Annotated in this window: 13 protein-coding genes; 3 read left to right on the top strand and 10 right to left on the bottom strand. The window is 39.3% G+C overall.

Annotated elements, in window-relative coordinates; genetic code table 11:
• Positions 1-146 precede the first annotated feature (146 nt).
• The gene (locus HW271_RS05545; RefSeq protein ID WP_178895173.1) at positions 147-2,855 is read right to left on the bottom strand and encodes a GbpC/Spa domain-containing protein; all 2,709 of its coding nucleotides are present in this window, start codon (positions 2,853-2,855) and stop codon (positions 147-149) included.
• Between the two features lie 251 nt (positions 2,856-3,106).
• Between HW271_RS05545 and HW271_RS05550 the strand changes: the two genes are divergently transcribed.
• A complete protein-coding gene (locus HW271_RS05550; RefSeq protein WP_178895174.1) occupies positions 3,107-7,144 on the top strand; it encodes a glycoside hydrolase family 66 protein in 4,038 nt (1,345 codons plus the stop codon).
• 148 nt (positions 7,145-7,292) lie between these two features.
• Here HW271_RS05550 and HW271_RS05555 read toward each other — a convergent pair whose 3' ends face one another.
• From HW271_RS05555 to HW271_RS05585, 7 genes are all read right to left on the bottom strand, one after another.
• Positions 7,293-15,098: an SspB-related isopeptide-forming adhesin gene (locus tag HW271_RS05555; protein WP_178895175.1), complete on the bottom strand. Its 7,806-nt coding sequence runs from the start codon at positions 15,096-15,098 to the stop codon at positions 7,293-7,295.
• A gap of 375 nt (positions 15,099-15,473) precedes the next feature.
• Entirely contained in the window at positions 15,474-18,650 is a 3,177-nt protein-coding gene (carB, locus tag HW271_RS05560) for a carbamoyl-phosphate synthase large subunit (protein ID WP_178895176.1), read from the bottom strand.
• Between the two features lie 201 nt (positions 18,651-18,851).
• Entirely contained in the window at positions 18,852-19,931 is a 1,080-nt protein-coding gene (locus HW271_RS05565; protein ID WP_178895177.1) for a carbamoyl phosphate synthase small subunit, read from the bottom strand.
• Between the two features lie 49 nt (positions 19,932-19,980).
• Positions 19,981-20,904, bottom strand: coding sequence for an aspartate carbamoyltransferase catalytic subunit (locus HW271_RS05570; protein ID WP_178895178.1), 924 nt, complete (start codon positions 20,902-20,904; stop codon positions 19,981-19,983).
• A gap of 17 nt (positions 20,905-20,921) precedes the next feature.
• Positions 20,922-21,443 carry a bifunctional pyr operon transcriptional regulator/uracil phosphoribosyltransferase PyrR gene (pyrR, locus tag HW271_RS05575; RefSeq protein ID WP_000850019.1) on the bottom strand — a complete coding sequence of 174 codons (522 nt, stop codon included), beginning with the start codon at positions 21,441-21,443 and terminating at the stop codon, positions 20,922-20,924.
• Positions 21,444-21,651: 208 nt separating this feature from the next.
• Positions 21,652-22,281: an endonuclease III gene (gene nth / locus HW271_RS05580; RefSeq protein WP_178895179.1), complete on the bottom strand. Its 630-nt coding sequence runs from the start codon at positions 22,279-22,281 to the stop codon at positions 21,652-21,654.
• Positions 22,282-22,824 (bottom strand): DUF177 domain-containing protein, encoded by a 543-nt coding sequence (locus tag HW271_RS05585; RefSeq protein WP_178895180.1) that lies wholly within the window; start codon positions 22,822-22,824, stop codon positions 22,282-22,284.
• Positions 22,825-22,992: 168 nt separating this feature from the next.
• Between HW271_RS05585 and HW271_RS05590 the strand changes: the two genes are divergently transcribed.
• Both HW271_RS05590 and HW271_RS05595 read left to right on the top strand, forming a co-directional pair.
• Positions 22,993-23,322: a helicase BlpT gene (locus tag HW271_RS05590; protein ID WP_178895181.1), complete on the top strand. Its 330-nt coding sequence runs from the start codon at positions 22,993-22,995 to the stop codon at positions 23,320-23,322.
• A 245-nt stretch (positions 23,323-23,567) separates the two neighbouring features.
• Positions 23,568-25,127: an ATP-binding cassette domain-containing protein gene (locus tag HW271_RS05595; protein ID WP_178895657.1), complete on the top strand. Its 1,560-nt coding sequence runs from the start codon at positions 23,568-23,570 to the stop codon at positions 25,125-25,127.
• Positions 25,128-25,171: 44 nt separating this feature from the next.
• Here the strand turns inward: HW271_RS05595 and htpX are convergent, their stop codons facing one another.
• Positions 25,172-26,071: a zinc metalloprotease HtpX gene (gene htpX, locus HW271_RS05600; RefSeq protein ID WP_178895182.1), complete on the bottom strand. Its 900-nt coding sequence runs from the start codon at positions 26,069-26,071 to the stop codon at positions 25,172-25,174.
• A gap of 1 nt (position 26,072) precedes the next feature.
• A complete protein-coding gene (locus HW271_RS05605; protein ID WP_178895183.1) occupies positions 26,073-26,633 on the bottom strand; it encodes a LemA family protein in 561 nt (186 codons plus the stop codon).

Raw genomic sequence — 26,633 nt, forward strand, 5'->3', positions numbered from 1 at the left:
TTGTTCCTCCATATTTCTTTATTTCATTATATGGTATAGACCAATTTTTGTCAAGTGAAAACGGTTTAATATTTTAAATTTTATAGGAGAATGTCAAAAAAAGAGAAGACTAAACTAGTCTTCTCTTTTTAAATTGTCAGAATGAATTAGTCTTCTTTTTTCTTTCTTGACAAAGCATAACCGGCAGTAGCTAAACCAATAAGTGCTGAATAAGTCATGAATGATTGTTCAACTGAACCAGTATTTGGCAATGATTTCTTAGATGATTCTGGTTTTGGCTCTGGTTTTGGTTCTGGCTTAGGCTCTGGTTTTGGCTCTGGTTTTGGCTCTGGTTTTGGCTCTGGTTTTGGTTCTGGCTTAGGCTCTGGTTTTGGTTCTGGCTTAGGCTCTGGTTTTGGCTCTGGCTTAGGCTCTGGTTTTGGCTCTGGCTTAGGCTCTGGTTTTGGTTCTGGCTTAGGCTCTGGTTTTGGTTCTGGCTTAGGTTGTGGTTTTTCATTTTCCTTGATAAGCACAACATTTTTATTCCATTCAACAACTGGTTTTTCTGTTTCTTTCTTAACAGGATCCTTCACCAACTCAGGTGCTTCTGGTTTAACCGGTTCACTTGGTAAGACAGGTACAGTTTTATATTCTGGTTCTGTCGGTGGAACTGGTTTTTCTTTAACAGTTGGTACTTCTGTCAATTCTGGTTTTTCAGGTTTAACTGGAGGTGTTGGTTCTGTTGGTTTAACTGGCTCTTCACCTGGATCTTGAGGGAAGCCAACGTTTGAGTTGATAGAGAACCAATAGATAGTTGCTTCGCCTGTTGCGTTAGCACCTTTTGCTGTAAATTCAAGATGACCATCTTTCAAAATAACAGCAGCACCACCATAGTAAAGGTAAGGGCTCGTAGGATCATCCCAACCCTTAGTTTCACTTGAAGAGTCTGCATTAAATGTAGCACCTTGATCCATGTATTGGTTTTGTTCTTTAGCAGATACTTCTTTTGTAGATGAATCTTGGTCTACACTTGAATTTGGAAGTTTAATAAACTCTTTGTCACCAATGTTTACAGACTCAACGTGAGGAGTATCTTGGTGTTTCATTTTTGGTGTGTATCTCAAAACACCTGATGTAGCGTCTACAGTGTAAGAACCGATAACATCTGATTTATCACCAAATGTGTAATCTTCAGTACCAACTGAGTGACCATTTCCGCCACCAGATGCGTTCACTGTTGTAGCATCAACTGTTGTTTCTTCAGTTACTTTGAAGGCATCATCAACCCATGTTGCTTTTTGAGCAACAATTTTCAAAGGATTATCAGCATTGATATCAACTTCTGCACTACCGAAGTCAGCTTTACCGCTTTTCACAACAACGTTTGCACCATCGAGTTTTGGTTCAGTTCCATCTGAATATGGATCCCAAGTTCCACGAACTGTATTGCCTTCGCTATCTTTAGCTTCAACAACTAGAGGACGAGGTTTGTCATTTTCAACATAAGATGCACCATTCCAGTGGTTAAGTGAGTTAAGGGCAAGGATTGCATTGTGTTGTGACAAATCAATTAATTGGTCATTTTCATCGTAAAACTCAATGTCAACACCAACAGTTACTGGGTTTTCAGTATCTGTTGAGCTACCAATTGTCATTGTAACTGCTGGATCGTTATAAATTTGAACGATTCCTTTTCCATCTGATGATGGAAGGCTCTTCACTTCGTATTTATAAACAACTTTTGCAATACGTTTTTCTTCGCTACCTTTTACAATTTTAGCTTGAGTAAGTCCTGTGTATGTCACATCAAATTTGTCTCCGACTTTTACAACTCCCCACTCAATTTCATTGTTGGCATATGGATTTGTAGTTGTCAAATCAGAATCTTGAAGATTCTTTGTTTCATACATTTTTGTAGCTTTCCCATCGCCGTACATACGAGAATGACCTTCTTTTGTCAAGTAAGTTGTTAATCCAGTTGTTTGGTGTGTGATTTTAGTTGTTTCGCCATCAGCAAGTTCTTCAGAGAGGAATGTCAAATCTTGTTTGTATTTCTCAGGATTTCCACCACGCTCTGCAACCATCTTATTGAAGGCATCTTTAGCATCATCGTATTGTGCTTTTTTCTTGTTGTAAATTTCGAGCTCAATCAAGTAAGCAGCTTGTGCTTCATCATAAGCAGCTTTTTTAGTCTTGTAGTCAGCTAATTTAGCTTCATATTCTGCTTGAGCTAATTTATTACTTTCAGTAGCTTCTTGATTTGCTGTTACAGATGCATTGTATGCTGCAAGTGCTGTGTTATATTCTTCAAGAGCTTTTTCATAAGCAACACGTGCTTCTTCATTACTTTTTTCTACTGCTGTTTTTTCTGCTGATTTTTCAGTCAATTCTTTTTTATAAGCAGTAAGTTTTTCGTTGTAAGCTGCAAGCTCTTTATCGTAGTTTGCTTGTGTAGCAGCATTTTTAGCATCAACTTCAGCTTTTTCTTTTTCGTAAGCTTCTTGATTTGCTGCCACTTCAGCTTTATAATCAGCTACAGTTTTATTAATATCAGTAACTTGTTTTTCGTAATCTTTAGCAGCAGCTTCCTCTGAATCTTGCTTTTTAGTCTCAGTTTCTTTAACTTCAAGACCTTCATTTGTGGCAGCAGTTTTAGCTTCTTCCAACTTCTCTGGAACCGCAACTTCTTTTGTTTCTTCTCCAGCTACTGTTGTAGTTGAAGTAGTAACAGGTGTAGTTACTGATGAAGTTTCATCGGCAGATACAGTAGCAATACCTGCAGCAGCAATCACTGTTGCGACTGCAACAGAACCAAAAGCAACTGAGGTTTTTCTCAAGGCATACTTAATCGTTTTATTATTCTTTAACGATGACATGACAAACTCCTTTTTAAATGTTTTTTATTTATGCTTATCAAGCAAAAAGAATTTTTGTTCTTCGAAGTCAGAAAAATCGTAACAAAAATTATTTTAAAAGTCAAGTATTTTTATTAATTTTTTTCAAGTTTTTTTCACTTTACTTTCATGAGTTTTTCATTTTGTTTTCAAAAAGTTTACGTTTTTGTTGACATTTTCTTATGAACTGTCGTATAATTTCAACTAACAAAATACTATGATTGGAGGATATAATGAAATCTTCAAATAACTTTTCTCAAGAAAAAGGTCACGGCTATTTCCGTAAGCGAAATAAAGTACTTGTATCTATGATTACGGTCTTTGGTTCTTTAATGTTAAGTTCTGTTGCTATGGCTGATGAAGTTGCTTCAACTACAACTTCATCTACAAACGTAACAACATCAAGTCAACCAGCCACTAGTAATGAGACCACTAGTGAGCAACCTACTACAACAACTAGTGAGGAGACCACTAGTGAGCAACCTACTACAACAACTAGTGAGGAAACCCCAAAGACTTCTTCAAGTGAAGAGACATCATCTTTGCCTCAAACTGCAAGTGCAACTGAACCAACAACTCGTAGTACTTCAGTGGCAACAAGCACTTATAACACACCAAAAATCCAAAACGATGTAACATTTAACAAAGCCACATATAAAAGTGGGGAGGATGTTAGCATCTCAATCAATAATCCTGACGTAACTTCGTCTGATTTGACAGTGTCTCATCTAGACAAAGTTATTTATGAGTTGAAAAATGCTCCAGGAAATTCACTTGTCATTCCAAACTCTGTTTTCTCTCCAAATTCTGGTTATCTCATTGACGTCATCGGAAAGAATGCTGATGGAAAACAAGAATTTCACAAGGTAGCTGGTCTATCAGTTGAAGATGATTGGACTGTATATCCACGTTATGGTGTTGTAGCAGGTTCAAAAGACAATCACAATTCGATCACTAAAGAGCAAGTGGAAGGATATAAAAATAGTATTGACCAATTGGCCAATATGCACATCAATAACTACTTCTTCTACGACGTTTACAATACTCCTGCTAATCCATTCCCAGCTAATGTTGAACGATTCACTCAAGATTGGGCTACTTTCTTGATTCCGAAAGATGAAACAGATCCCGAAAAACGTAAAACATACTTACCGGTTATTGACACAGAAGCTGTAAAAGAGTTGGTTTCTCATGTCCATTCAACTGGTGCTAAAGCTATGCTTTATAATATGATTTACGCTGTGTCTCTTGATGAAAAAATCCCAGACCAAGTAAAAAGTGCGATCGTACGCAACTTGCAAGATCACTTCAACTTTGGAAAGACTGGTGATGTTACAGCGACTGACATCCAACAATTTCTTGATCCAGGAGATCCGAACTGGCAAAACTTTATCATCAATGTAATGTTAAAAGCCATGAAAGAAGGCGGCTTCGATGGTTGGCAAGGGGACACTATGGGGACTAACTTGGTTGAAAAAGTTAACGAACCTGGAAAAGCTTTCTCTTTAAGTGATAACTATCCAAAGCTAGCCGCAGCTGCAACAGAGGCCCTCAAAAAAGAAGGCTATGACTTCATGATCAACGATATCTCTACTGGAGATGCTGATCGATTAGGAAAAACCAATGTCTCTGCACCTTATGCGGAAGTTTGGGGAGATAGCATCGCCCATGATTCTACCTACCAAGCCTTAACACGCTTGACTGAGCGTATGCGAGATTTATACAACGGAAAATCTCCAATTATCGCTGCTTATACACACCGTGAAAAAAATGCAGCAAAACTCAGCAAAGACAATGAATTACTAACAGATGCAATTATTGCAGCAAGTGGAGGTTATCATATGACCACTGCTGCTCTCAATACATCTCAAGATGAAAAAGGTTTTGGTGTTATTCAGGCTGAATGGTACCTCAATCAAAACTTACCAGTCAATGCTGATTTTGCTAATGCAGAATTCAACTACCAAGAATTTATCGTTGCCTACCAAGAACTCCTTCGTGGACGCGAAACTTTAGCACATGATACTCGCCGTATTGGAGACAATACAAATGTTCTTGTAAATGGTAAATTTATCGGTTCTAATCTTGATAATTCAGATGGTGTTCAATCTGGTACCGTTTATACCATCACAAAAGAAACTAAAACTGGTGACCGAATTGCTCATTTAATTAATCTTGTTGGAATTACTGAAAACAAATGGAATAGTGCTGTTAATTCCACTACCAAACTGACTAACATCCAAGCTTTTGTGCCACTTGGTAAAATTTCAAAAGATCAGGCCGAACATGCGAATATCTACTGGGCTACCCCAGATGCAGTAGATGGAAAGTATAATATTAAACTTCGCGAAACTACTGCTAATGTATATTATGATAGCGGGGCTGGTCAATGGATGGCTGCAATTGATGTTCCTAGCCTGGATGTATGGGATATGCTCTATGTCAAACTTAATGAAGTTGCCCGTGTTATTTATCAAGATGAAAATGGCAAGGAACTTGAACGTTCAAGCGACTTTGTTGGCCATACTGGTGAAAAGATTGACTACTCAACAAAAGATACGATTGCTAAATACCTGAAACAAGGTTATAAACTAGTTGAGAACGAATTTGATAAAAATGGACCAGCAAAATTTGACCGAGATGCTTCAAACATTAATGGTGATGGCGTACAGGAATTCATCGTTCGCTTTACACCAAAAATTGTAGATTTTTCTGAAACACAACCAATTCAAGTTGGCCGAGTTGTTCCAGGAGATACCGATGGTAGCATCTATCCAACTCCTAAAGCTCCAAACGGAAAATCTATTAGTGATCTCAATCATTTATCAGAAAAAGTAACTCGTACTATCACCTATGTTACTGAAGATAAGAATGGTAACAATCGCCAAGAAGCTGACATCGTTTCAAAAACAGATAGTTTAAACTTTAGCCGAAAAGGAACTATCAATTTGGTAACTGGAGAAACAACACTTGAAGATTGGGTGTCTAAAGACGGTACTACTTTCGCAGATTATGAAAATCCAGTCAAAAATGGATATGTTGTCGTATCTAAAGAATCAAATGTAACAATCTCTCCTGATCTTAATAAATCTGGAGGTCATACTGGAATCCTAGCTGAATCTGATGACATTTCTGATATTGTTGTCTACCGACCAGTCGGTGTTTATACAATTAGTTATGCATCAGGAAAAGAACCATCAAATGCTATTAAAGAGATTGCATATTTAAATGATTCTTCTAATCCAACTGCTATTTCAGCGCCAACTGCAACTCTACCATATATTGAAGGGTTAGAACCAAAAGATGCAACTGGAAAAATCTTAACCTTTGTAGATCCACTTGATGAAACAAAGGGATACCTTCTTCCTACTGCAACTTCTGCTACTAATGATACAGCAATTACTTATACAATTTCTCAAGGAACAGTGACGGTACAATTCCTCATTACAGGTAGTGATACCGAATTACAAGACTCTCAAACAGTTTCTGAAAACGCAGACTTTGGTACGAACTATACTACAGATGCACCAAAAGTAATTACAAAAGACGGTCTAGTCTATAATCTAGTTGGTCATCGTGAGGGTTCTGCTGATGTTTCAGGAACAGTATCTAAGGGAAATAAAACAGTAATTTATGACTACAAACTTGCTTCAGGAAATGTCATTGCACGATTTGTCCTTCAAAACACCACAACTGAATTGCAACCAGCTGTCGTTATTGCTTCAAATGCAGATAACGGTTCTGCCTACATTGCTGTTGCACCGGACGAAATTTCTTATAATGGTCAAACATACGAACGTATTAGCAGTGCACAACAATCAGGCCAAGTCGGAGTAGGAACTACAGATCTGATTTTTGAATACAAAGTCAAAGAATTACCAACTCCTCAACCTCAACCTGAACCTCAACCTGAACCTCAACCTCAACCTCAACCTCAACCTCAACCTCAACCTAAACCTCAACCTCAGCCTCAACCTCAACCTCAACCTCAGCCTAAACCTCAACCTCAAACTCAAACTCAAACTCAACCTCAGCCTAAACCTCAACCTCAACCTCAAACTCAAACTCAACCTCAAACTCAAGTTCAACCTCAAACTCAAGTTCAAGGTTCTGAACGTCAAAAAGAGTCAATACAATCAGAAAGAACTTTGATTAAACCTGGTAGTCAGCTACCTGCAACAGGAGAGCAAAATTCCCAATTAGCATATCTTGGATTTGCTTTTCTCACTGGATTTGCAGGTCTTGTCGGTTATAAAAAGAAACAAGATTAAACTACTATAATTTTAAAAGCCCAAGGAATAAGTCCTCGGGTTTTTTTATAAGAAAATAACAAAGAGGCCTTGCTCTTACGAGCAAAGCCTCTTCATTTTAAAGCTAAAATTGTTATTTCAACATCAAAATATTGATGTCATCTCAATCTTAGTCTTCACGTCTTTTTGGTTTTGCAACCAAACCTAGACCTACGAGACCAAGCGCAGCACCAAGTGCAACAACTCCAGATTTAGATTGTTCACCAGTATTTGGCAACTCAGGACCTTTAGGTTTTTCTGATGTTGGCGGTGTTACCGGTGTTGGCGGTGTTGGCGGCGTTGGTGGTGTTGATGGTGTTGGCGGTGTTGGCGGTGTTGGTGGTGTTGGCGGTGTTGGCGGTGTTGGCGGTGTTGGCGGTGTTGGCGGTGTTGGCGGCGTTGGCGGTGTTGGCGGTGTTGGCGGCGTTGGCGGTGTTGGCGGTGTTGGCGGTGTTGGCGGTGTTGGCGGTGTTACCTTGTTGTTAAACTCAGTATCTTCAGGCATTTGTGAAGTAAGAGTTAATACTTTACCGTCCTTCGTCACAGCAACTCCAACTGTAGCAACCATCTTATCGTACTCAACTCCAGCCTCTTTACCTTTCACTTCTTCTACATGATAAATATAAGTACCTTCTTGACCACGTTTGAATTCAAGAGCTGAGAACTTGATCTTACCTTCAGCATCATTGCTTACGGTTTCAATCACGTTACCATCTTTGTCTTTCAATACGAAGCTGAATTCACCAGCTTTCAACGCACGACCTTCTAATTTCTTCGTGAAGTTGAATTCAACTTTCACTGGAATATTAACAACACGTTTTTCAGTTGGTTTTTCTGGTTTTTCAACTGATTTCTTAGTTGGATCATATTGGTGAACAATTTGAGAAGCTGTATTTTCAATATCTACACCTTCTTTAGCAGTTCCCTTGATACGTGCTGGAATATCAAACTTGTAGTAACGTCCAAATGCTAATTTAGCAGTGTCTATTACTTGAGTATTTTCTGCATCTCCAAGAGGCATAGTCAAGTCAGCCTTAGATGTAGCAGTAATGACACCATCCACAATTGAAATATCAAACTTAGCTGTTACATCTTCACCAGTTACTGAATCGTAAGCTTTAATATTAGCTACATTAACATCCAAGTTTTCACTGTCATATTTATCTGTAATTCCAACAGATTGAATATTGTGAGCTTCTGTAAATTTAGTTGTATCAAGCCATACTTGGTAAACAACCTTATCACCTTTATGGAGTGTTTGAGTATTGATATTTTGCGTTTCATTATTATCAACTTTGTCCGTATATGGATCTTTGTTGGTATCAGCTACTTTATCAGTTAACTCTTTATCATCATCCAAAAGCTTAGTTCCAGTAATGTCAAATTTCTCTTCGTTAAGAATATATTTTTCTGGGTTAAACTCAGGTGTTTCTGGAGGGGTCACAATGTTATTGAACTCTTTATCTGGAGCATCAGTTAGTGTCTTCACAAGTGCTTTAGCTGTACCATCGTATTTAACTTCTACTGTGATTTCAGCCTTCATAGAGTCGTAAGTGACTGTCGCATCAGATCCTGTAACTTCTTCTACAGTGTACTTATGAGTTCCAACTTGGGCTTTAGTGAATTCAAGTTTAGCGAATTTCACCTTACCATCTTTATCGTTCTGAACCGTTTCGATTTCAGTACCTTTAGAGTCTTTCAATACGAAGCTGAACTCACCAGCTTTCAATTCACGGCCTTCCAATTTCTTAGTGAAGTTGAATTCGACTTCAATTGGAACTGAATTGACACGTTTTTCAGTTGGTTTTTCTGGTTTTTCAACTTTCTTCGTAGATGGGTTGTAGTAGTTTACAATTTGCGCTGCTGTATTTTCGATGTCTACCCCACCTTTAACGTCTGCTTTAACAGTGGCTGGGATATCGAATTTATAGTAGCGACCAAACTCGAATTTAGTTGTGTCGATGATTTGTGTATCGTCTGCGTCTCCAAGTGACTTAGTGAAGCCAGCTTTAAGAGTTGCGGTCATAACACCATTTTCAACCTTAATGTCGAACTTGTTAGTCACATCTGCACCAGTTACTGAATCGTAAGCCTTGATAGCTGAAGCATCTACATCAACCTTAGTTTCATCGAAGTCATCAGAAATACTTACTGATTGGATGTTATCCTTGTTGTCAGCGTCGAACTTAGTAGTATCAAGCCATACTTGGTAGTAGAGCTTAGCTCCACGCTTAACAGTCTTAGTATTGATGTTTTCTGCTTCGTTGTTATCAGTTTTATCTACATACGGATCTGTGTTGGTATCTCCGTACTTGTCTGCCAATTCAGAATCATCATCAAGAAGTTTGTTATCAGTAATTGAGAACTTAGCTGTATCCAATACATATTTCTCTGGTTGGAACTTAGGCTCTTCTGGTGGAGTCACAGTGTTATTGAACTCTTTATCTGGAGCGTCAGTTAGTGTCTTCACAAGTGCTTTAGCTGTACCATCGTATTTAACTTCTACTGTGATTTCAGCCTTCATAGAGTCGTAAGTGACTGTCGCATCAGATCCTGTAACTTCTTCTACAGTGTACTTATGAGTTCCAACTTGGGCTTTAGTGAACTCAAGTTTAGCGAATTTCACCTTACCATCTTTATCGTTCTGAACTGTTTCGATTTCAGTACCTTTAGAGTCTTTCAATACGAAGCTGAACTCACCAGCTTTCAACTCACGGCCTTCGAGTTTCTTAGTGAAGTTGAATTCGACTTCAATTGGAACTGAGTTGACACGTTTTTCAGTTGGTTTTTCTGGTTTCTCAACTTTCTTCGTAGATGGGTTGTAGTAGTTTACAATTTGCGCTGCTGTATTTTCGATGTCTACTCCACCTTTAACGTCTGTTTTAACAGTGGCTGGGATATCGAATTTATAGTAGCGACCAAACTCGAATTTAGTTGTGTCGATGATTTGTGTATCGTCTGCGTCTCCAAGTGACTTAGTGAAGCCGGCTTTAAGAGTTGCGGTCATAACACCATTTTCAACCTTAATGTCGAACTTGTCAGTCACATCCGCACCAGTTACTGAATCGTAAGCCTTGATAGCTGAAGCGTCTACATCAACCTTAGTTTCGTCGAAGTCATCAGAGATACTTACTGTTTGGATGTAATCCTTGTTGTCTGCGTCGAACTTAGTTGTGTCAAGCCATACTTGGTAAACCAATTTAGCGCCACGTTTAACAGTCTTAGTATTCAAGTTTTCTGCTTCGTTGTTTGAAGTTCCATCTACATATGGATTTGTATTTGTTTCACCATATTTATCAGTCAACTCAGAATCATCATCAAGAAGCTTGTCGCCTGTGATGTCGTATTTCTCTTTAGTTACAACGTATTTCTCTGGTTGGAACTTAGGTTCTTCTGGAGGAGTCACAGTGTTGTTAAACTCTTTATCGGCAATATCTCCGACCTTAGCAACTAAAGCTTTAGCCGTACCATCATGAGAAACAGTGACTGTTACAACAGCTTTCATATTGTCATATGTAACGGTTGAGTCTGTACCAGCAACTTCTACTACTTTGTAACGGTAAACACCGATATCATTGTTTGTGTACTTAAGGCTAGTGAATTTAACCTTACCATCCTTATCATTGGTTGCTGTTTCAAGAACATTGAATTCATCATCGTCTAACAATTGGAAAGTAAACTCGTTGGCTTTCAATTGACGACCTGCAAGAGCTTTCTTGAAGTCAAGTTCAATTTGAATTGGTACGTTGTTTACACGTTTTTCAGTTGGTTTTTCAGGTTTTTCAACTTTCTTAGTTGTTGGGTTGTAGTAGTTGACTACTTGAGCCGCAGTATTTTCGATATCTACTCCGCCAGGAACATCAGCTTTCACTGTTGTTGGGATGTCGAACTTGTAGTAACGTCCGAAGCCGAACTTAGTTGTATCGATCACTTGAGTGTTTTCTGCATCGCCAAGTGACTTCGTGAAGCCAGCTTTAAGTGTCGCAGTAATCACACCGTTGTTCACAGTTATATCGAATTTATCAGTTACTTCTGCGCCTGTTACTGAGTCATAAGCTTTGATCTTAGTAGAATCAAGTTCTAACTTAGTTTCATCGTAGTCATCTGAGATTCCTACTGATTGGATGTTGTCCTTGTTAGCTGCGTCAAACTTAGTAGTATCCAACCATACTTGGTAAACCAATTTATCGCCACGTTCAACTGTCTTAGTATTCAAGTTTTCCACATCATTATTGACGGTATTGTCCGCATATGGGTTCACATTGGTATCCGCGTACTTATCTGCTAACTCTTTGTCATCATCAAGAAGCTTGTCGCCTGTGATATCGTATTTCTCTTTAGAAACAACGTATTTCTCTGGTTGGAACTTAGGTTCTTCCGGTGGAGTTACAGTATTATTGAACTCTTTATCTGGAGCGTCAGTAACAGTTGCTACAATTGCCTTAGCAGTACCATCATGGGCTACCTTCACTGTAACTGTTGCAACCATGTCGTCGTAAGTTACTGTTGTATCAGTACCTGCAACTTCTGAAACAGTATAAGTGTAGGTCTTGCCAAGATCATCTTTACCAAACTTAAATTTCTTAAAGGTAATCTTACCATCTTTATCATTCTTAACAGTTTCAACTGCAACATTGTCTTTCTTAAGAACAAAGCTAAATTCACCAGCTGCTAGAGTACGGCCTTCCAACTTCTTAGTGAACTTGAGATCAACTGTAACTGGTACAGAGTTGACACGTTTCTGAGTTGGTTTTTCAGGTGTTTCTACTGATTTGCTTACTGGGTTGTAGACATGAACGATTTGGTTGGCCTTATTTTCAATATCAGCCCCTGCCTTAACTGTGTCTTTAACAGTGGCTGGGATATCGAATTTATAGTAGCGACCAAATTCAAATTTAGTTGTGTCTATAACTTGAGTATTATCCACATCACCTAAAGACTTGTTCATAGAAGCCTTAGAAGTTGCTGTAATAACGCCATTTTCAACTTTAATATCAAACTTAGCAGTTACATCTTGGCCAGTTACACTGTCATATGCTTTAATATCAGCAGCATTAACTGTTACTTTTTCAGCATCATAAGTATCAGAGATTCCAACAGATTGGATATTGTTCTTATCTGAGAAGTTTTTAGTATCCAACCATACTTGGTAAACTAATTTATCGCCACGTTCAACTGTCTTAGTATTGATATTTTCTGCTTCGTTATTATTAGTTTTATCAGCGTACGGATTAGCATTGGTTTCTGTATACTCATTAGTCAATTCGTTGTCATCATCGACTAATTTAGTACCAGTGATGTCATACTTTTCTTTGTTCAGTACAAATTTCTCTGGTTGGAATACAGGTGTCTCTGGAGGAGTTATTTTATTGTTAAACTCTTTATCTTCCGTTCCATCTGTTGATTCTCCATTTTCATTCACACCATCTGCTGAGCTGACATTTGTTACTGTTGTTAGGGTATGTCCATTTTTTGAAACTTCCACAGTAAGCGTTGCTTTCATGGTGTCATAAGTCATTCCTAATTCTTTAGTAGCCGGGATAACCTCTTCTACTGTATAAGTATGGGTACCAACTTTTGTATTATCGAATGATAATTCTGAGAACGTAACAGTTCCGTCTTCTTTATTCTTAACAGTTTCAACTTCTTCACCTGCTGCATTCTTAAGGACGAAGCTAAATTCACCTGCCTTAAGTTTACGACCTGCGAGTTTCTTCGTAAAATCAAACTTAGTAACTACTGGTGAAACTACATAGTTGTTAAAGATTTTATCATTAGCATCTGCACTAAATCCACCTTCAGAACTATACTTAACGGTAGCTTCGAGATCACCCAATGCATTTTTTTCAGTTACCGTAACTGTCATTGTAACTGTCATCGCATCGTAGTCAACGTTTGCATCAGAACCTTTTAACTCTGTAATCTTATATTTATAGGTACCAGGATTGCTAAATGATAATTCACTAAATGTAACCTTGCCATTTTTGTTTGTAACAGTTTCTTCATGTTTATCTGGAGTACTCTTTTCTTCTGTTAACTTGAAGCTGAATTCTCCATCTGTTAATACACGTCCAGCAAGCTCTTTTTCGAATTCTGGTGTAACTTTTGCTGGTTCGCGTTTGACATAGTAATAAATTGGTTGCTTGTATGGTGTCAATGAGTTGAGCAAGTCAACGTTTGTACCGATACCATTTATTCCACGAACTAATTGTTCGTTTGGAGAAAGGTGACCAATGTTATCTCCCAGGAATGGAATGAATACAGTCTTCTTAGGCGTGTAGCCACCAGCTTTTTGGAAGTCAAATGGAAATTCTTTACCGTTTGGATAGTTTACACCTTTACTATCTGTGAAAGGAATAGTATAAAGTGGAGACTTCTTAACTACCAAATCTTCGGTATTTGCTTTTCCCGGTTTAATCGGTTTGGTTTCTGCAAGCAACATGTAACCGTCAGTACTTAGTGAACCATCTGAACGTTTGCTTTGTTGTTTTGGATCTAGTAAGTAAACACGAACTACTACTGTTCCGTCTTCACCTACGATTTCTTTGATACGTTTGATTCCTGCACGCTCAGCATCCATAAATTTAGTACCAACTTTGTAAGGACGGCTTACATAACCTGATGTCGTATCTGGGTCAGCTTTTTGATAAAGTTTGTACCCATCAAATTGACGCTCACCAGATGCTGTAAAATTTTGTCCTTCCATAGCTTTAGTTGTATATTTAGCTAAATCTACTTCATTACCATTTGGCTCATAATCTTGAACTGTTGCATCAGTTTTATTAGCATTAAATGTAGCATTGTTTTTATCAACTACTCTGTAGTAGGTTGTCTTTTCAACAAAGCTAGGAATTTTACTATTTGTATCAGTAATTGTACGACCATTATAAGCTGGTTCTACAACATTTATAATATCTGTAGAAGTTCTTGCAGCATAAACAGCATCGAATAGTTTTTGTTCCTCAGTAGTAAGATTATGTCCTGGAGCTACCAAAGCTTGGATAGCAGCACCAACTTCAAATCCGTATTGTAAGAATGGTTGAGCAGGTTCAGCCTTACTAGCAGGTGTCCCTTTATCGAAATCTACTTGATACGTTAACTCGCCATTAGATGCAGTTGCAGTCGTAGCAAATTTTTGAACACCACTTGTCGCTGTAATAGTTCTAGTTTCTACTGCATTACCAGTGTTTTTATCAATTAATTCTACAGTAGTATCAGTAGAATCATCAAATCTCTTGTAAGCACGTGTGTAGTAGTTTGTATGATACCGTTCGTTAAAGCGAGTAAGGTCTACGATGCTATAAGTGTAGACATCGCCTTCTTTAGCAGAATAACCAGCTGGTACATCTTGTGATTTAACAGTAGCCCCGTTAGGATTAGTGATAGATGGATCAACAGTCTCACCGTCTTTTAAATAAGTACTAACACTTACTGGTTTAGTGTTGTGATCTCCAGAAACTGCATCTTCCGTAGTCGCACGACGGTTACGAACTTTAGGTTTATTTGACTCATCTGTAGCTGGTTTTGATTCAGTTGCTGCTGGTTTTGATTCTTCAGTATTTTCTGCTTTATTAGCTTCTCCTTCAGCAACTTCAGCAACTTCTGGTTTAGCAGACTCTTCCACTTTGGCAGTTTCTTCTGTAGCTGGTTTTGATTCAGTTACTGCTGGTGTAGCTTCTTCTGCTTTGTTTCCTTCAGCAAGCTCAGTTGTTGCAACATTTTCTACAACATTCTGTTCCTTTTTAGAGGAATCCTCACTACTATCCTTTTTCACCAACTCTGTTTTTTCTTCAGAACTTGGTTGTGCAGGAAGTTCAGAAGCTTTTACTGCACCTCCATTTGCTAACATAAAACTAAGAGTTGTTCCCAAAAATACGGATGCAACACCTACCTTATATTTCCTCAAAGAAAAACGTTGTTGTTCCTTTCTTATCATTTTGATAAGTTCTCCTTTTATATTTTCTTACTATCAGTAGAGAAATTATATCGTATTTGAACCTAGAATACAATATTTTTCTCCTACTTCAGCACTTCTATCATACCATAAATCTAACATAACTTCAAATAATTATGTACTCCCGAAATCGTTTACTTTATTATATTTTAGGCCTTTTAAACATCCTTTGATTTGTTATATATACTTATATGTAAATGTATACCGTCCAATATTATGTCTATCTTTTAAAATCAATTAATTTTAAATTATACTATTTTTATATATTTACTTAGGTCCAGGTTTTGCATTTAATTATTTGTGAAAAATGATAGCAACGCTTTCATAAAAAAAGATTCTCAAATGAGAATCTTTTTATTAAATCGCTTCTGTGACAAAACTTCTGCTTTCTAATACTTTTAGCATGGCATCTGCTGTGTCTAGAGCTGTAAAGAGAGGAACTCCATGTTCAATTGCTGAACGTCTGATTTGTTCACCATCTTCATCAGCTGTCCGTTTGGTACCAACTGTGTTGATGATAGCTTGAATTTTTCCTTTGCGGACGTAGCTTGGAATATCGTGTTCATCATCACCAATCTTTCCAACGAGTTGAGCCTGCAATCCATGACTTGCAAAGAACTCTGCAGTTCCTTCAGTAGCAAGGATTCCGTAGCCAATATTTTGGAAACGACGAGCTAAATCCAAAGCTTCTTCTTTTGCATCATCCGCGATGGTGAAGACAACATTACCAAAGGTTGGTAAGTGAAGATAAGAAGCTTCAAAGGCCTTGTAGAGAGCTTTTTCAAGAGTGGTATCAGAACCCATGACTTCCCCTGTTGACTTCATTTCAGGGCCAAGAAGGCTGTCTACCTTAGCTAGCTTGGTAAAGGAGAATACTGGCGCCTTGATATGAACGCGAGTGCTTTCTGGGTAAAGCCCATCTTGGTAACCAAGCTCTTCAAGACTTTGACCGAGAATTAGCTTAGTCGCTACCTGTGCCATAGGGATATTGGTTACTTTTGAAAGGAACGGAACGGTACGACTGGCACGAGGGTTTACTTCAATGACGTATACTTTCTCATCCTTTATAACAAACTGAATGTTCATCATACCAAGACAGTTGAGGCCAATTGCAAGACGTTTGGTGTAGTCTGCAATCGTTTCTTGCACTTTTTGCGACAAGGTTTGAGGAGGATAAACCGCCATGGAGTCACCTGAGTGGACACCAGCGCGTTCGATATGCTCCATGATACCAGGAATGAGGACATTTTGTCCGTCTGAAATGGCATCGACTTCACACTCTTGTCCGACGATATAAGAGTCAACAAGAACAGGGTGGTCTGGACTTGCCTTAACCGCAGTACGCATGTAAGAACGGAGATCATCTTCATTCTCAACGATTTCCATAGCACGTCCACCCAAAACATATGAAGGGCGAACGAGAACTGGGAAACCAATTTTACGTGCAGCAAGTACTGCTTCTTCTTCATTGGTTGCTGTTTGTCCAGGAGGTTGTGGAATATCCAAGTCTTTGAGGGCTTGTTCGAAGAGGTCACGGTCTTCCGCACGGTCCAAGTCCGCAACTTGAGTACCAAGGATAGTCACACCAGCTTTTGCTAATGGCTCCGCAAGGTTGATAGCTGTTTGACCACCAAATTGAACGATAACACCTTTTGGTTGCTCTAAGTCGATAACATTCATAACATCTTCGAACGTTAATGGTTCAAAGTAGAGTTTATCAGATACAGAGAAGTCTGTTGAAACTGTCTCTGGGTTTGAGTTCATAATGATGGCTTCGTAGCCAGCAGCTTGGATTGCCTTAACAGAGTGAACAGTTGCGTAGTCAAACTCTACCCCTTGACCGATACGGATTGGGCCAGAACCTAGGACAAGTACAGATTCCTTATCAGACTTGATAGACTCATTTTCCCATCCATATGTTGAGTAGAAGTACGGAGTTTCTGATTCAAATTCTGCGGCACAAGTATCTACCATCTTGTAAACTGGGACAATCTTGTTTTCTAAACGAAGTTGGCGAACTTGATCAGCTGTAGTTCCCCAAAGTTCTGCGATTTTACGATCTGAGAAACCATTGAGTTTTGCTGTTTTCAAGACATCGACATCCTGAGGATGTGCGCCCAATTCTTGTTCAATCTCAAAAATATGCAAGAGTTTATCAAGGTAGAAAATATCAATCTTAGTTAAGTCAGCAATCTCTTCTGGTGTATAACCACGACGAATAGCTTCTGATACGTAGAAGAGACGGTCATCTTGAGCCTTGACAACTTTTTCAATCAAGGCATCATCTGAAACATCTGCAAGCTCAGGCATTTCATTATGATGGACACCGATTTCTAGAGAGCGACAAGCTTTAAGGAGAGATTCCTCGATGTTCCGACCGATGGCCATAACTTCTCCAGTTGCCTTCATCTGGGTACCAAGACGACGTTCCCCTTTTTCAAACTTGTCAAATGGGAAACGTGGAATCTTAGCCACCACATAGTCAAGGGCTGGTTCAAACATGGCATAAGTTGAACCTGTAACTGGGTTAATAACTTCATCCAAGGTCAACCCTACCGCAATCTTAGCAGCCAATTTAGCAATTGGATAACCTGTTGCCTTAGAGGCAAGAGCTGAAGAACGAGATACACGAGGATTTACTTCGATGACATAGTACTTAAAGCTGTGTGGATCAAGAGCTAACTGAACGTTACATCCACCTTCAATCTTGAGAGCGCGGATAATGCTTAAGCTAGCATCACGAAGCATTTGGTTTTCATAGTCGGACATGGTTTGCGCAGGCGCAAATACGATAGAATCCCCTGTGTGAATCCCGACAGGGTCAAAGTTTTCCATGTTACAAACAACAAGGGCATTATCAGCTGAGTCACGCATGACTTCATACTCAATTTCCTTGAAACCAGCAATGGAACGTTCAATCAAACACTGGGTAACAGGTGACAACTTCAAACCATTTTCAGCAATCTCTCGCAATTCTGCTTCGTTGGCACACATACCACCACCAGTACCACCTAGAGTAAAGGCAGGACGGACGATAACTGGGTATCCAATCGTCGCAGCAAAGGCAACAGCTTCTTCAACTGTATTTACAATTTCTGATTCTGGAATCGGTTGTTTCAGCTCTTCCATCAATTGTTTAAAGAGATCACGGTCTTCAGCTTGGTCAATGGCAGACAATTTAGTCCCTAGAAGTTCGACACCAAGTTCATCTAGGATACCATTTTTAGACAACTCCATAGCCATGTTAAGCCCTGTTTGACCTCCAAGAGTTGGAAGCAAGGCATCTGGACGTTCCTTACGGAGAATACGAGTCACAAACTCAAGTGTGATTGGCTCGATGTAAACCTTGTCTGCAATTTCCTTATCAGTCATGATGGTTGCAGGGTTTGAGTTCACCAAGACAACCTCGTAGCCTTCTTCTTTCAAAGACAAGCAGGCCTGAGTTCCAGCATAGTCAAACTCAGCAGCCTGACCAATAATAATTGGACCAGAACCAATCACCATAATTTTTTGAATATCAGTACGTTTAGGCATTTATAAGATATTAAGGGCGTCAAGCGGACAAAGCTAAAATAGGAGTTATGACGAAGAACTGTCAGTTCTAGGAATAACTATCTTTTTAGCACCGTCCGTAGCCCGTATTCAGTTCAGCAAATACGGACCACCCTTCTCCTTTCTATTCGTCGCCTCACAGAGCGACATTAAATAAATTCTCCGACGATTTCTCACTCGTCTTTAGTTTGCTTGTTTGAAAGCTTCCATCATCTCGATGAACTCATCAAATAGATAACTTGCATCATGTGGCCCAGGAGCTGCGTCTGGGTGGAATTGCACAGAGAAACCTGGTAGATATCTGTGACGTACGCCTTCAACTGACTTGTCATTGATTTCTTCGTGAGTGATAATCAAGTGCTCTGGTAAATCCTCACGGCTAACGGCGTAACCATGATTTTGACTTGTGAAGTCCACGCGCCCAGTTGCAATTTCTCGAACTGCATGGTTAAAGCCACGGTGACCAAACTTCATCTTGTAAGTCTTTGCACCATTTGCCATGGCAAAGAGTTGGTGACCCATACAAATACCAAAGATTGGAATCTTCCCTAGAATACCACGAATCATATCAAGTGCTTCTGGTACATCTTCTGGATTTCCCGGACCATTTGACAACATAACTCCATCAGGATTCAAATGTAGGATTTCCTCAGCTGTAGTTGTGTATGGAACTACAGTTACGTTACAATCACGTTTTGAAAGTTCTCGTAAAATAGAATGCTTAAGACCAAAGTCTACTAGAACAACACTCAAACCAACCCCTGGAGCTGGATAAGAAGTCTTGGTAGAAACTTGTCTGATATTATCAGTCGGTAAAACAGTCGCTTGAAGTTGATCAGCAACATGATCCATACTGTCTCCAGCGTGTGTCAAGGTTGCTCGCATGGTTCCATGTTTACGGATAATCTTTGTAAGAGCACGAGTATCAATTCCTGAAATACCAGGAATTTTCTTTGCTTTTAGGAATTCATCCAAGGTCATTTGATTCCGCCAGTTACTTGCTCTACGTGCCTCTTCGAAAACTACAACTCCCTTACAAGTAGGACTGATAGATTCGTAATCATCACGGTTAATCCCATAATTCCCCACCAATGGATAAGTGAAGGTCAAGATTTGCCCATTATAAGACTGGTCTGTAATGGATTCTTGATAGCCTGTCATCCCTGTATTAAAGACGATTTCCCCTGTTACATCAATATCTGCACCGAAGGCTTTACCTTCAAAAACTGTGCCATCTTCTAAAACTAGAAGTCGTTTTGTCATATTCTCACCTCTCGTGGACGCTCACTGGCGTCTTTTAACGTTTTGTGTCTTATTTGGCTTTTCTACTTGCCAATACGGATTCTAAGATTGCCATTCGAACAAAGACTCCATTGGTCATTTGTTGGACAATACGTGATTTTGGAGCTTCAACCAAGTGGTCAGCAATTTCTACATCCCGATTTACTGGAGCAGGATGCATAATGATTGCTTCTTCTTTTAAGCGATTGTAGCGTTCTTGGTTCAAGCCATGTTGAGCATGATAGCCTTCTTTTGAAAAGACGGCTCCACTTTCGTGACGTTCATGTTGAACCCGAAGCAACATCAGAACATCCACCTGATCAACAATCTCATCAATGGTAACAAACTGTCCATAGTCCGCAAATTCTTGACTTCGCCATTCTTCAGGTCCTGCAAAGTAGAGCTCTGCACCTAAGCGTTTCAAAATCTGCATATTGGATTTGGCAACACGTGAATGGTCCAAGTCTCCAGCAATCGCAACCTTGAGTCCTTCAAAATGTCCAAATTCTTCGTAAATTGTCATTAAATCAAGCAGACTCTGACTAGGATGTTGCCCTGAACCGTCACCACCGTTGATAATCGAAGTCGTGATTGTCGGACTCGCAATCAATTCTCTGTAGTAATCAACCTTAGGGTGACGAATAACGCAGACATCTACCCCCAGTGCGGATAAGGTTAGGATGGTATCATAGAGTGTCTCACCCTTGTTGACTGAACTTGTCTTTACATCAAAGTCAAGTCGTTCCAATCCTAGTTTGATCTCCGCAACTTCAAACGATTTATGCGTTCTTGTCGAATTTTCAAAGAAAAGATTGGAAACAATGGGATGGTCTTCGTAAGGCAACCGAGCTCCATTCTTAAACTCAATCCCTCGTTTAATCAATTTCATAACCTGATCCACAGTGAGATCTTCCATGGACACCACATGGTTGAGTGCTTGTTGATTTTCTGACATGGCTACTCCTTTAGCTATTAAGCTTCTTCAGTAATCAAAACTCTATCTTGGCCATCAAGTTCTGTCATCTCAACGATGATTTCTTCCGAACGACTGGTTGGAATATTTTTCCCAACGTAATCTGGACGAATTGGCAATTCTCTGTGTCCACGGTCAACTAGTACCGCAAGACTCACGCGCGCTGGACGACCATGTCCGACAATGTTATCGATAGCAGCACGGATTGTACGGCCTGTATAGAGCACATCATCCACCAAAATGACTTCGCGGTCTGTTACATCGACAGAAATTAATGAAGTATCCTCACCACTCTTAACATCGTCGCGGAAAGGTTTAGTATCTAATTCTACAACAGGAACTGAGATGTTTTCCAATTGTTCCAAGCGTTCTTGAATACGGTGAGCAATAAAGACACCACGTGTTTTAATTCCCGCTAAAATAATTTTATTCAAATCTTTGTTGCGTTCGATAATTTCATAAGTGATACGCGTAATTGCTCGCTTGACGGTTAATTCGTCAACAACTTCTTTTGTCTTCATGACAAACCTCCAAAAAGAAAAGTCTCCTAACACAAGGAGACTTGAAATGTATAGCCAAGCGAGCCCTACTGTATACAGTATAGACTTACCCTTCTACTTTATCGAGCTCCTTGCCTGCCTCACGGGACAGTTTTAAAGGAATATTTTATTGTCCTTACTATATCACAAAGCCCAGTGCAAAGCAAGTAAAAACATTCAATACTTGGCCTTATAATGAACTAAAATCGTATAACTGTGGATAGTGTTCGCATTCTGGATTTTTGGGATGACAGATAGCACGACCAAAGTAAATCATGGCCTGATGCGCCGCCAACCACTTTTCTGGTGGCAAGACATCCATGACACGTTTTTCAACCTCTAGTGGTGTAGCTGATTTTTTAACAATATCATGGTGTTTACAAATGCGCTCCACATGGGTATCTACCGCAAAAGCTGGAATTCCAAAACCCACACTCATGACTACATTAGCTGTTTTACGCCCAACACCAGCTAAGCTTTCTAATTCTTCCCTGGTCTGAGGAACTTGACCGCCAAAATCATCCAGAAGTTGTTGGGCACATTTTTTGAGGAATTTTGCTTTGTTTCGATAAAGACCTAGACGAGAAATATGTTTTGCAATTTCGCTCTCACTGGCATCTGCCATGGCTTGAGGCGTAGGGAACGCTGCAAAGAGACCTGGTGTGGCCTTGTTGACTGCAGCATCTGTCGTCTGAGCAGATAGCATAACGGCAACCAAAAGCTCAAAATGATTGCGAAAGTCTAGACTAGGTTTTGCATCGGGAAATAGAGCAATGATTTCCTCTATGACATGACGGGCGCGTTTCTTGGATAAAACCATTTACTCGTCTCCGTCAAACAGCCCTTGCAAGCCTGCAAAAGGACTATTTTCTTCTTTCTTAACTGCTTGTTGAGCTTGATATTCTTCCTCAGACATGATTTGCCAGTCATTTCCAGAGACAAAACCCTGACCAGCTTCTTCCTCAGCTGTTAAGACCTTGATTGGAATGTTTAGCAAGATATTATCTGAAACACTCTCAGCAAGGTCGATTTCACCATTTTCAATCGGTAAAACTAAGTCATCATCTAGAACTTCTTGGTCAAGTTGATTGGTAGCACCTTCCATAAAGACTTCTGTCACTGGATAAGACTCTTTCATTTCTACCGGTTCCATACTACGGCTAGAAGCTAGGACGATTGTATAAGATAAGAGATAGTCTAGGAAAAACATACGGTCTTCGTACTGAGCCTTCCCCGCTGCTTTGATATCTTTTACATCTAAAATTTCTTGATTACGAGCACGTAAGTCAGTTGCCAAGTCTAAAGTTTGCTCAAAGTGCAAGCCTTCAGGCTGCTTACGAATTTCTTGAATATTTAATTTCATACTTCCTCCATAAAGATTTACTCCCTTGATTATACCATGAAAAGAGCGCTAGCAAGGCAACTAAACTTTCAAAAAATCATTCTCTATTTTTTGATATATTTATTATGACAATTTTATTTTTTGTGCTATACTATAGGCATCAATACATGAGCAAAGGAGGACGCTCATATGGAAGACAAAGTTCTTTTAGCTGAAGCCTATCAACTCGTTTCAGAATTAAATCAAACTATACAAAACTGTAAACAAGGATTACCTGATGATCTACGCTTACAGCAAAATATAGATGAGATTCTCAGAGAACTTAAAAAAGCTGAGAAAGTAGACAACGCTATCTTAATTGAACTGGAAACTTTTTACCAACGGACTAGTCTTTTGATTGGACTTGGCTCACTAAAACTAAACGATCAAGCTCGCACTGCTTGGAGAAACTATGACAAGTTCCACTACGATCACGTTAAACATACATTGACACTTTACGGACCTGTTTTTGGTCTTTAATATAAAGAGGATTTTCTGGCTTAATCTTGACAAATTTTCGCAAAAAGAGTATGATGATTGTAGCAATACTCGGAGGTAAGGGAGACATGAACAACTAAGTCTATCAAATAAAGAACCTTTATTTAGTAGATCTTGTTTCTGTCTCTTTTTGTGTACTCTTTTTTGTGGTGGATTTTCAGCCTTTTTAAAAGAGGATTTTTTGACATAGACGATTGGCTCTACTAGATAAAGTAGAGCTTTTTGTTATGCAATATGGACATTCTAGAAAGTGCAATAATATGATAAACATCAATCATCTAACTATCACACAAAACAAAGATTTACGAGACCTTGTTTCCGATTTAAATATCACCATCCAAGACGGAGAAAAGGTCGCTATTATCGGCGAAGAAGGCAATGGAAAATCAACCTTACTTAAAACTTTAATGGGCGAAAGATTAGCTGATTTCTCAATCAGTGGAGAAATCCAGTCTGACTTTCAGTCCCTGGCCTGCATTCCCCAACATCTCCCTGAAGAACTGAAGAAAAAATCTCTACAGGACTACTTCTTTTTAGAGCCTACAGATTTGGACTACAGCATTCTTTATCGTTTGGCGGAGGAGTTGCACTTTGATAGCGACCGTTTTGCTAGTGACCAAGAAATTGGCAGTCTATCAGGGGGCGAAGCTTTGAAAATTCAGCTCATCCATGAATTGGCTAAACCCTTTGACATTCTATTTTTAGATGAACCTTCAAATGACCTAGATCTTGAGACGATTGATTGGCTAAAAGGTCAAATTCAGAAGATGAGGCAAACCGTTATTTTCATTTCTCATGATGAAGAATTCCTCTCTCGAACGGCAGATACCATTATCCACTTGCGACTAGTCAAGCACCGAAAGGAAGCTGAAACCCTAGTCGAACATCTAGACTATGATCGCTATAGTGAACAGAGAAAGGCTCATTTTGCCAGACAAAGCCAGCAAGCTGCCAACGACCAACGTTCCTATGAAAAAACCATGGAAAAGCATCGCAGAGTCAAGCAAAAAGTAGAAACTGCCTTGCGTAACACTAAAAATGATGTTGCGGGCCGCCTATTAGCTAAAAAGATGAAAAATGTTCTTTCTCAAGAAAAACGCTACGAAAAAGTAGCTCAGTCCATGACCCAAAAGCCGCTTGAAGAGGAACAAATCCAACTTTTCTTTTCAGATATAGAGCCATTAGCAGCTTCTAAAGTCTTAATTCGACTGGAAAAGAAAAATTTGTCTATTGGTGAGCGTGTTTTAGCTCAGGAGTTACAACTAACTGTCCGTGGTCAAGAAAAAATTGGTATTATCGGTCCCAATGGCATTGGCAAATCCACACTTTTAGCCAAGCTGCAGCAACTTCTTAATAATAAGCGAGAAATCTCGCTTGGATTTATGCCACAAGATTACCAAGAAACATTGCAATTGGCTCTATCGCCAGTAGAATTTCTCAGCCAAACTGGACATAAAGAGGAATTACAGAAAATCCAATCCTTCCTAGCCAGTCTCAATTTCAGTTATCCAGAGATGCACCAGCAAATCCACTCCTTATCTGGAGGTCAACAAGGTAAACTCCTTCTTTTGAATTTAGTTCTACGAAAACCGAACTTTCTCCTTCTGGATGAACCCACACGAAATTTTTCTCCAACTTCTCAACCAGAAATCAGAAAACTCTTTGCCACTTATCCCGGTGGTCTGGTTACTGTTTCGCATGATCGACGTTTCTTAAAAGAAGTCTGTACCAGTATTTATAGTCTGACAGAGCATGGTTTAGAAGTAGTTGATTTACAAGATCTTTAACTTTTGGAAATAAAACATCCAGAGAAAGTTCTCTGGATGTTTTTTTACATTTGTTTCAAACGTTCAATTCGCTCTGAAATAGGTGGATGCGTATAAAATAGTTTTTTCAAGAAACCTGGTTTTTGAGGATCATTGATATAAAGGGCACTACTAGCATCATCTACATGATGACTCATGGGTTGACTATTGTCTAATTTTTGTAAAGCATTGATCATCCCCTGAGGATTACGAGTTAGTTCCACACTTGAAGTATCTGCTAAAAATTCTCGTTGGCGAGAGATAGCTAACTGCACCAAAGTTGCTGCTAAAGGCGCTAGAACAATGGCCAAGAGAGATAGGACCAATAAAATAATCTCAAGTCCTCCACCATCACGGTCATTACTTCTACGACTACGACTAGCTCCACCCCACCACATCATACGACCTGCCATACTCGATAAAAGGGTGATGGCACTGGCAAGAGCAACAGCAATGGTAGAGATTCGAATATCTAAGTTGCGAATATGACTAACTTCATGCCCGATTACAGCTTCTAACTCCTCACGATTCATGATCTCTAAAAGTCCTGACGTAGCAGCAACAGCAGCATTTAGAGGATTCGAACCGGTGGCGAAGGCATTCAAACCCGGGTCATCAATTACATAAACTCGTGGCATAGGAATCTGCGCCACCAATGCCATATCCTCGACAACATGATAGAGAACAGGTTCTTCGTTTCTATCAACCTCACGCGCACCATTCATGCTCATGACAATCTCTGTAGATTGAAAAATCATGGTCAAGGCATAGATGAAACCGATAATCATAGCTACAGTCACGCCCCAGATACCTGAGTTCATGAACAGAAAACCAACAGCATAACCAACCAAGGCTAGCAAAAGAAAGAAGACAATTAAAAGAATCCAAGTTTTACGTTTATTACTAGCAATTTGTTTGTACAGCATCTTAGTCACCTAAACCACTAAAATCAACTCTAGGTACAGCCTTTTCTTCTTCTGGAGTTTGAAGGAAATCCGCTGCCTTGAAGCCAAATATAGCCGCAACCAGATTACTTGGGAAAGTTTCTAATTTAATATTGTAGTTGCTAACGACACTATTATAGAGCTGACGTGAATAAGAAATTTTATTTTCTGTGTTAGTCAGTTCTTCTTGTAAGTGAGCAAAATTGCTACTAGCCTTCAAGTCAGGATAATTCTCTGCAACCGCAAAAATACCAGATACCTGACGAGTCAGTGCATCACTAGCTTTCATGGCTTCTGCAGGTGTAGTTGCTGCAGCTACTTGTCTACGGAGTTCAGTCACCTTTTCTAGAGTAGAACTTTCGTATTTAGCGTAACCTTTTACTGTTTCAATTAAGTTTGGTAAGAGATCATTTCGACGCTTCAACTGAACATCAATCTGACTCCAAGCTTCCTTGGTCTGCATACGATTTTTCACCAATTTATTATAGCAGTCAATTACCAAGAAAATAATTAGAGCAAGAAGTCCATAAAAAATCCAATTCAT

Source organism: Streptococcus sp. oral taxon 061, assembly GCF_013394695.1.
GTDB lineage: Bacteria > Bacillota > Bacilli > Lactobacillales > Streptococcaceae > Streptococcus.